The 9242-nt window shown below is 36.2% G+C and carries 7 protein-coding genes and 1 pseudogene; 4 read left to right on the top strand and 4 right to left on the bottom strand.

What is annotated here, in order from left to right; all coding sequences use genetic code 11:
* Positions 1-8: 8 nt before the first annotated feature.
* A protein-coding gene (locus MKZ02_RS23890; protein ID WP_340856945.1) for an IS3 family transposase occupies positions 9-1165 on the top strand; the annotation gives its coding sequence in 2 pieces (ribosomal slippage) (positions 9-258 and positions 258-1165; 1158 coding nt in all).
* Between the two features lie 87 nt (positions 1166-1252).
* On the opposite strand, the pseudogene MKZ02_RS23885 reads toward MKZ02_RS23890, so the two are convergent.
* From MKZ02_RS23885 to MKZ02_RS23870, 4 genes and pseudogenes are all read right to left on the bottom strand, one after another.
* Positions 1253-1986: pseudogene (locus MKZ02_RS23885) on the bottom strand (SMP-30/gluconolactonase/LRE family protein).
* Between the two features lie 126 nt (positions 1987-2112).
* Positions 2113-3051 (bottom strand): SDR family oxidoreductase, encoded by a 939-nt coding sequence (locus MKZ02_RS23880; protein WP_340856920.1) that lies wholly within the window; start codon positions 3049-3051, stop codon positions 2113-2115.
* Between the two features lie 473 nt (positions 3052-3524).
* Positions 3525-4007 carry a hypothetical protein gene (locus tag MKZ02_RS23875; protein ID WP_340856919.1) on the bottom strand — a complete coding sequence of 161 codons (483 nt, stop codon included), beginning with the start codon at positions 4005-4007 and terminating at the stop codon, positions 3525-3527.
* A gap of 66 nt (positions 4008-4073) precedes the next feature.
* Positions 4074-5224, bottom strand: a protein-coding gene (locus MKZ02_RS23870) for an IS3 family transposase (protein ID WP_445324346.1) whose coding sequence is annotated in 2 segments (ribosomal slippage) — positions 4074-4987 and positions 4987-5224 — 1152 coding nt in all. Because the reading frame shifts where the segments join, the coding sequence is not laid out codon by codon here.
* A 264-nt stretch (positions 5225-5488) separates the two neighbouring features.
* Here MKZ02_RS23870 and MKZ02_RS23865 point away from each other — a divergent pair.
* The 3 genes from MKZ02_RS23865 to MKZ02_RS23855 are packed head-to-tail and all read left to right on the top strand — an operon-like array spanning position 5489 to position 9157.
* Positions 5489-6580, top strand: a complete 1092-nt coding sequence (locus MKZ02_RS23865; protein WP_340856914.1) for a GerAB/ArcD/ProY family transporter — start codon at positions 5489-5491, stop codon at positions 6578-6580.
* Positions 6567-8030 (top strand): spore germination protein, encoded by a 1464-nt coding sequence (locus MKZ02_RS23860; protein WP_340856913.1) that lies wholly within the window; start codon positions 6567-6569, stop codon positions 8028-8030. The genes MKZ02_RS23865 and MKZ02_RS23860 overlap by 14 nt, the downstream gene beginning before the upstream one ends.
* Entirely contained in the window at positions 8027-9157 is a 1131-nt protein-coding gene (locus MKZ02_RS23855) for a Ger(x)C family spore germination protein (protein ID WP_340856911.1), read from the top strand. Before MKZ02_RS23860 ends, MKZ02_RS23855 begins: the two co-directional genes overlap by 4 nt.
* Positions 9158-9242 lie beyond the last annotated feature (85 nt).

Raw genomic sequence — 9242 nt, 5'->3', positions numbered from 1 at the left:
TGTCCGAATTGGAACGTAAGCCTGCAGGTAAAAAATATAATGATGACTTTAAGAAAACAATTGTGGATTTATATCATTCCGGTAGCTCAGTTAAAGAGTTAAGCAGCGAATATGGCGTATCAGAAGTAACGATTTATAAATGGTTGAAAGATTTTACCCCCATCAGTTCGGAGAAAGAGGCCCTGACACCGAAAGAGTTAGCGGATATTCAGAAAGAAAACCTTCGGTTAAAACAGGAAGTAGAAATCTTAAAAAAGGCTATGGCCATATTCGCGAAAAAGTAACCGAAGCAGAGCTTAATGATTTTATCGAGGAACACAAAGATCAATACCCTATCCAGAAAATGTGCGAAGTACTGGCCGTGCCAAGAAGTAGCTACTATGATTCCCTTGAAAAAACAACTTCAAAGCGTGCGATAGAAAACCGGGAACTCACGAAGGAAATCCGACGGATTCACCTGGAAAGTAAGGCTCGTTATGGCGCTCCAAAAATTCATAAAACCTTATTAAACAGAGGGTTTTTCCTAAGCCTAAAGCGCGTCCAGCGCCTAATGAAAAAGGCCGACATCCGTTCGATTACCAAGAAGAAGTATCGTTCCTATCCCTCAAAGGAAAAGGTCGTGCAGCTGGACAACCTTTTAAAGCGAGACTTCTCTACCTGCACAATCAATGAAAAATGGGTGGCGGATATTACCTATATCCCTACGGCAAGAGATGGCTGGTGCTATTTGGCCTCTGTATTGGATCTGCATTCGAAAAAAATCGTTGGCTATTCTTTTTCTCGTTCTATGACATCAGAATTGGTAATCGAAGCACTTCAAAATGCCTGTTTTTCCCAAAAGCCCCGAAAGGGCTTAATTCTTCATACCGATCTTGGCTCACAATATACCAGCAGTAAGTTTACTCGGCATGTTCAAAAACAAAGAATCAAGCAATCTTTCAGCCGGAAAGGCTGTCCTTATGATAATGCCTGTATAGAGTCGTTTCACGCTATATTAAAGAAAGAAGAAGTGTATCATACGCAATACACGGACTATCTAGCTGCAAAGCTGGCCATATTTCAGTTTATAGAAGGCTGGTATAACCGAAAGAGAATTCACAGCAGCATTGACTATCAAACGCCTCAAGCCATTGAGGATCAAGTAGAAGAACAGCTTAAGACTTAACTTTTTTGTGTCCAAATTATTGACTCAAATCCAGTAATCAAGTTTTCTTAAGGGTTTAATGAACACTACATGTATTTAAACAAAACCTTAATATAAATATAGATAAGAGGACATAGCATGAAAAACCCTACTTACCCTCCAAAGGCATATGTTGGAAGACCTCTTACTTTGGGTATTGACAACAAATAAGCCGCCAGTATAAGATTCCTTCGCCAATATCCTTTCTTTCAAACCGATCCGAGCAGAGGGAATATAGAGTTCATGCAAATCATCACCGCCAAATACGTAAGAGGTTGTGTGAGTTGCAGGAACATTAACAATTTCAAGAAGCTTACCTGTTTTTGGATTCCACCTTGTTACAGCACTACCGTTCCATATCGCAACCCAAAGCATTCCTTCTTTGTCGGTGAATTGATATAGTACATCGTTGAATTGTCAGGACTCCAAGTGATACCATTCGAAATAGTGACATTGTCTAACACCTTTTTGATTCTCCAATCAGTCTCCAGGCACTAAAGAGCTCCGACATTCAGAGTCGAGTCATGACTCGTAGTACCCGCTCAGAAACGTCCAGCCGCGTCGCATTTTCCGTCATTAAATCGTTTGCTTGGCTTATGCAACTCGACAGCCCCGATAAATGTCATATTCCCTGTTTCGAATTCATAAACATAAAACCCATGTTTTAATGTGATCACAACGCCATCCGATTTTCTCGGAACAACTGAGCCAATATACTGTCCGCTGTCAAAGATCGTATGTTTATTCTTCGATGGACTATATACATGCAACTTTTGCCTTGTACACTCTACCCAGTACAGCACTTTTCCGCGTGAATCCCAACTCGGCCCCTTACTAAGTTCAGCTTTTGCATCCAGAACTAATTAAATTGAATGCATTTTTTTCCTCCTTCAATAGCTTAATTTTAACAGTTGGACAGACACCTTTAATTAGGATGACGTCCATTCCCCTCCGTTAACATGAACTGTTTGACCTGTCACGAAACGCGAATCGTCGGAAGCAAGATAAACATACGTAGGGGCAAGTTCAAAGGGCTGACCTTGACGTTGCATTGGATTTTCAACAAGTGTAACCTGGTCCGCAGAGAAACTTGCTGGTATGAGAGGTGTCCATATCCTTCCAGGAGCAACCGCGTTTACCCGTATGCCTTTATCTATAAGGTTGTTTGCTAAAGCACGGGTGAAACCAACAATAGCCGCTTTAGTCGCTGTATAATCAATCAATTGTTTATTCCCAATATACGCCACAACAGAAGCTGTATTTATTATTGAACTACCTGCTTTTAGATACGGAAGTGCTGCTCGAGTTGTGTAGAAGTGTGAGTAGATATTTACCTTAAAGGTATCATCAAATTGCTCATCGGTAATATCTAGCAGGCTTAATTGTTGAAACTGGATACCAACATGGTTACAGAGGATATCGAGACGCCCGAACGTATTTACTGTTTGTTCCACAATGGCGATACACTGTTGTTTGTCTCGCAAGTCACCTGACAATAACAAACAACGTTGTCCAACCTCTTCAATTCTCCTTTTTGTTCGGTTCGCATCCTCGTGTTCGTCTAAATAAGAAATGGCAACATCAGCTCCTTCTTTAGCAAACGCGATGGCGATTGCTGCACCAATTCCACTGTCACCGCCTGTGATAAGTGCGACCTTTCCTACCAGTTTTCCGCTTCCCTTATAATTGGGATTTTCAATAATAGGCCTTGGAACCATCAGCTTTTCTACACCAGGCTGGCGAAGCTGACGTTGTTCTGGCACAGTAATTGGAATGTCTTCATATCGTGTTATTTTCCCGTAGTTTGGATACATTGGATAACCTTGCTCATTTGTGTTTTGTTGATATTTTTGATGATCTTGTGACATAGTGCTCCTCCTCGAAATAACCATTCTTCGGTTACTTTATGTTGTATGGGCTAATAAAGTGCATGGTCAAGTTAATTTGCTAAACACTATCGTTAGTACGGGCTCAATACTTTGAAAAGTTGAATAAGGTGAAGGAAAAAGAAAACTCTAGGGAGGTTATCACTTTGCATTATTATAATCCAGAAGTAAGGTTTTTGTTGGTGGATCACTCTAATGAAAAGATTGAAATGTTATACGATTTCAACTCTCATCCTTGGCAAATGCCTAAAATTGGACCTAGACCACCATATTATTGTAATCCACGGTATGAGCAGTATTATCCAGTCATCTAATCAATCGTATTTTGATTTATAAGAAATCTTTTATTAAACTCCCGCAAGTTTTGGGGAATTATTCCTTCTTCCATTGGAAGCTACTGTGATAAGTGCTTTTAGTTGAAGAAGGAAATCTGCATTTTGTCGGCAGGAACCCACTTAATAATCATTTGACTTTTTTATTAAAATTATTCCTAATATTCCACCTAAAAAATATCCGCATAAACCTAAAAATATTGGTCCTGGGACATGTTTAGCCCCTATAATAATCCCGACTGTTGAACACATCCCAGATAAAATAAATGGAAGGTAATGAGAAGTAGGCATTGAACTTAGATATTGCTTCTTATACCCTTCCCTATACCCATCACAATGAGAAGCAGTAAAAAAAGCTGGGTAGTATAAAATCCATTGAAAATCCAACAAAGCTTGAGATTTATCAATCTCACCGTAAAAGGAGTATAGAATTGCTTCATTTAAATGACCCAATTGGTTGTTGATAAAATTAGGAATTAAAAAAAGTAAAGCTTTAAAATATTGACGGTTATATAATTGCGAAAACCCTGTCATTAGCCACCCAAAGAAAATTGCCATAAAAGCTTTATTATTAACAATTTTAAATAATTTTTCGTTAACAGACATTTTTTCTCCTTTTTATTATATATTTTTGGATTTGAGTCAATAATTTGGACACAAAAAAGTTAAGTCTTAAGCTGTTCTTCTAACTTGATCCTCAATGGCTTGAGGCGTTTGATAGTCAATGCTGCTGTGAATTCTCTTTCGGTTATACCAGCCTTCTATAAACTGAAATATGGCCAGCTTTGCAGCTAGATAGTCCGTGTATTGCGTATGATACACTTCTTCTTTCTTTAATATAGCGTGAAACGACTCTATACAGGCATTATCATAAGGACAGCCTTTCCGGCTGAAAGATTGCTTGATTCTTTGTTTTTGAACATGCCGAGTAAACTTACTGCTGGTATATTGTGAGCCAAGATCGGTATGAAGAATTAAGCCCTTTCGGGGCTTTTGAGAAAAACAGGCATTTTGAAGTGCTTCGATTACCAATTCTGATGTCATAGAACGAGAAAAAGAATAGCCAACGATTTTTTTCGAATGCAGATCCAATACAGAGGCCAAATAGCACCAGCCATCTCTTGCCGTAGGGATATAGGTAATATCCGCCACCCATTTTTCATTGATTGTGCAGGTAGAGAAGTCTCGCTTTAAAAGGTTGTCCAGCTGCACGACCTTTTCCTTTGAGGGATAGGAACGATACTTCTTCTTGGTAATCGAACGGATGTCGGCCTTTTTCATTAGGCGCTGGACGCGCTTTAGGCTTAGGAAAAACCCTCTGTTTAATAAGGTTTTATGAATTTTTGGAGCGCCATAACGAGCCTTACTTTCCAGGTGAATCCGTCGGATTTCCTTCGTGAGTTCCCGGTTTTCTATCGCACGCTTTGAAGTTGTTTTTTCAAGGGAATCATAGTAGCTACTTCTTGGCACGGCCAGTACTTCGCACATTTTCTGGATAGGGTATTGATCTTTGTGTTCCTCGATAAAATCATTAAGCTCTGCTTCGGTTACTTTTTCGCGAATATGGCCATAGCCTTTTTTAAGATTTCTACTTCCTGTTTTAACCGAAGGTTTTCTTTCTGAATATCCGCTAACTCTTTCGGTGTCAGGGCCTCTTTCTCCGAACTGATGGGGGTAAAATCTTTCAACCATTTATAAATCGTTACTTCTGATACGCCATATTCGCTGCTTAACTCTTTAACTGAGCTACCGGAATGATATAAATCCACAATTGTTTTCTTAAAGTCATCATTATATTTTTTACCTGCAGGCTTACGTTCCAATTCGGACACATCCTCTCAAAATAATTGTAAGGACTTAATTAAACTGTGTCCATGAAACTATACTAACTCCACTCCAGATAATAGTCTTTACATACAGTTTAATTTCATAATAATCAAGTTAAACCATACTTAATATTTTAAAAAGCATACTAATAAAACTTATTTAAGTTAAGAATGTCTCTAGAGTAATATGAAAAATATGAATACTATGAGTTGTTTTTGGAAAGACAATATTATAAATAGGTTTAATGGAGGGATTGTGGAATGACAAAAATCAACATCCCACAGCTTTTTTCAATCTTTATATTAAGCATAGGGTTAACTAATCATGTCATTATAATCCCGTTTTTAATTGATGCTGCAGGTCGTGATGCATGGATAAGTGTAATTATTAGTTATGTAGTAACCCTTTTGTTCTCGTTATTATTACTGTATGTTACTAGAAAATTTCAATCAGTATCTATTTTTGAATGGATATCATCTACATATTCCAAATTGCTTAGTCGAACGATTGCTTTTTTATTGGTTATTTATTTGTCCATAACTGGTTTTATTACCTTAAAAGAAACGGTATTGTGGATAAATGAAACTTTTTTGTTTAATACACCGGTAGTAGTAATATCTCTATTCATTTTGACAGCATCCATTTATATTTCATACGGTAAGATAAATGTAATCGCCATTTGCGCAGGTGTTGTACTTCCATTAGTTATTATATTTGGTTTGTTTGTCGCAATTGGTACCACTCCTGATAAAAACTATAAACTTATTACACCTGTATTAGTTGAAAATGGGTGGAAGGAAGTGTTTCATGGTTCATTTTTTGCATTTGGTTCAGCCATCGAAATAATATTGCTGATATTTTTACAGCATCACGTCGATAGAAAACTGAGATTTTTACACATTTTATTGCTTATCACTTTTTTATGCATTCTAACAGTCGGACCATTACTTGGCAGTATTTCAACCTTTGGAGTAGAAGAAGCAGGGAAGTTGAGATATCCTGCGTTTTCTCAGTGGCGTATCTTAGGGATAGGTAATTATTTTAATCACCTAGATTTTTTATCCATTTATCAATGGTTATCTGGTACATTTATCCGTATCAGTATGATTTTATATATGATTACACAGCCCTTTGACATAAAAAAGAAAAAACATCGCTTTTATATTCAGGCCTTTATTTGTGTTATCTATCTAATTGTTATTGTGTTACCTATTTCAAATGAGGAGTTCTTTATTTTTTTATCCCGTTTTTACTACTTTGGAAGTATCTTTTTTGGTGTTTTTATCACAGTTTTTTTTGCTTATTTAATTAAAACTTCAACGAATAGGGTGTCTACAAATGAGAAGAAATAATTATCAAATAGATGAAGAATATATTACGAATCTTTTCCGACATTCAACAGATGTATCTATTGAGAAACAACACCTATACGGAAATAAAAAAAAGGAACAAATCCTTATCATTTACTGCAATGGGTTAATTGAACACAAATTATTAATAAATAGTATACTTCCAGACATTCAAAACAAATACTACCGCGATGGACTAAAAGGTGTAGATAACATAAATTGTTCTGAACGCATTACATTGCGTAAGCATGAAATAAATATTGATAATAAGCTTCAAGAAAAAATCTTCAATGGCTATACAGCAATACTGATTACTGAAAATTTATATTTCTTTAATACATCCAGTCCACCAAAACGATCACCTGAAGAATCCCATACCGAGGTATCTTTGCGTGGTCCAAGAGACGCTTTTGTTGAAGATTTGAGTACAAACATTGCTTTAGTAAGGAAACGACTTAAATCAAATTCTCTGGTAACAAAGTCTTTTACTCTTGGTAAAAGAAGTAAAACGCAAGTTCGATTAGTATATATAACAGATATACAAAATAATAAGATGATTAAAGAAGTTACTCATCGTTTAAATAGTATTGATATAGATATTGTAAACAGCGACAATCAATTACTGGAAATTCTTGGTGGTTCTAATTACTCTCTTTTTCCATTAATGCAATCTGTATCTCGTCCAGATGGTGTTGTCAGCAGCCTAGTTAGAGGCAGATTTGCTATTTTTATTGATAATGTCCCAAATGTATTAGTTGCACCAGCAAATTTGGGATTACTTCTCCATACTGCTGAGGACGAACATACACCATATTACTATGCCTCTTTTGAACTTTTACTTAGACTTTTGGGCTTGATGTTGGCTTTGTTTTTACCAGCTTTTTGGGTTTCGTTATCTGCATTTAATGTAGACCAAATTCCATTACCGTTACTTGCAACAATATCATCTTCCAGGCTAGGTATACCCTTTAATACAACAGTAGAAGTATTATTAATGCTTAGTCTATTTGAGTTATTTCGCGAAGCAGGTGTCCGATTGCCAAAAGCAGTTGGGCAAACCGTAGCAGTTGTAGGTGGATTAATCGTAGGTGATGCAGCAATTAGAGCAGGTTTAACGTCTCCAACTATGTTAGTTATTTCTGCAATTACAGCTGTTTCAACCTTTACACTTGGTAATCAGGCTCTTTATGGTACAGTTTCAATTATGCGATTCTTTTCCATTCTTCTTTCTTCTGCTCTAGGATTGTTTGGCTTTTTTATTAGTGTCTATCTAACACTTGGCTACCTTGCGAAGCTAGAATCATTTGGTGTTCCTTATTTAAGTCCAGTCTCACCATATGTAAAAAGCGATTTCTCTAAATCTTTACTGAAATATCCAGTTGTTCAACAAGATGAACGCGCAAAGATCCTTGACACAAATGATACTGACCGTCAGGGAGATGAAAAAAAATGAAACAATTAATAATAACGCTACTATTAGCATTGGTATTATTGATTTTAACAGGGTGCTGGGATGAACGCGAAATTGGTGAAGTCAATTACGCCACAACAATAGCAATTGACTATAAAGATGAAAAATATATAATTTATGTTCAAATTCTTGACTTTTCCAATGTAGCTAAAACGGAAGGTGGCAAAATGGGACAACCCGTACCACTATATATAGGCAATGGCTCAGGTCGTACAATTAATGATGCTATTTTCGATTTATATCGAACATCCCAACAAACAATGAACTGGTCACATATAGGAACGATTATCTATACAGAGTCTGTTTTGGAAAAAGGTATAAAAAAAGTGGAGGAATCCTTGAAGAAAAATGGAGAATTTCGTTATACACCGTGGATGTTCGGGACAAAAGAGTCAATTGAAGAAATACTTAGCTCTACTGGTTTTTTTCAACTCCCTCCAATATATACGATCTTGTATAAGCCAACAGATACATACCATCAATATTCTTATATAAAACCTATGCGATTGCATAAATTTGCTTCGATTTATAACGAACCAGGAGGGACAGCTTTGCTGCCTTCTATTTCTATTGACGAAACCGATTGGAAGGAATCTACTACAGAACCAAAGACTAAAAACACCCTGAAAATAAATGGGGCTTTTCCTGTGAGTGAAGGAAGCTATAAAGAGTGGATGTCGTATGAAGAGCTTATTGGTCTTAGATGGACGCAAACAAATACTAAAAATACACCAGTAAATATTATTGAGGACAATGAAATAAAAGGGGTTGTAAGAATAACGTCACCATCTGTAAAAATAAATGTAGTTAAGGATGGTGGGAATTTCCATTTTAACATACATGTTGATGCAAAAGGAGAATTAACAGATTTGGAAGAAGACTTTTCCTCAAAAAAAATAGAAGAATTGGTAACAAAACAGATTAAAAAAGAAATAAGGTCCACTTATCTGAATGGAATTGATAAGGAAATTGACGTATATAATCTAAAAAATATACTTTTCCATGATGGGGTTAAACCACAACAATTAAAAGATTATACGTTATCTGCTAATTCTATAAAAAATGTTACGGTAAATTTTCTCTTGGAAAACAAGGGTCTATATAATTGAAACTTGAGTTAGGCAAACTTAGTTGTGGAGTCAAATGATTTTTTTATAAATATTTAAAGCAGTAATATAAAGTGAATAAATTACT

The sequence above is a fragment of the Pseudobacillus sp. FSL P4-0506 genome, from assembly GCF_038003025.1.
Taxonomy (GTDB): Bacteria; Bacillota; Bacilli; order Bacillales; family Domibacillaceae; genus Pseudobacillus.
The sequence above is the reverse complement of the archived record's forward strand: the minus strand, read 5'-3'. Positions and strand labels throughout refer to the sequence as shown.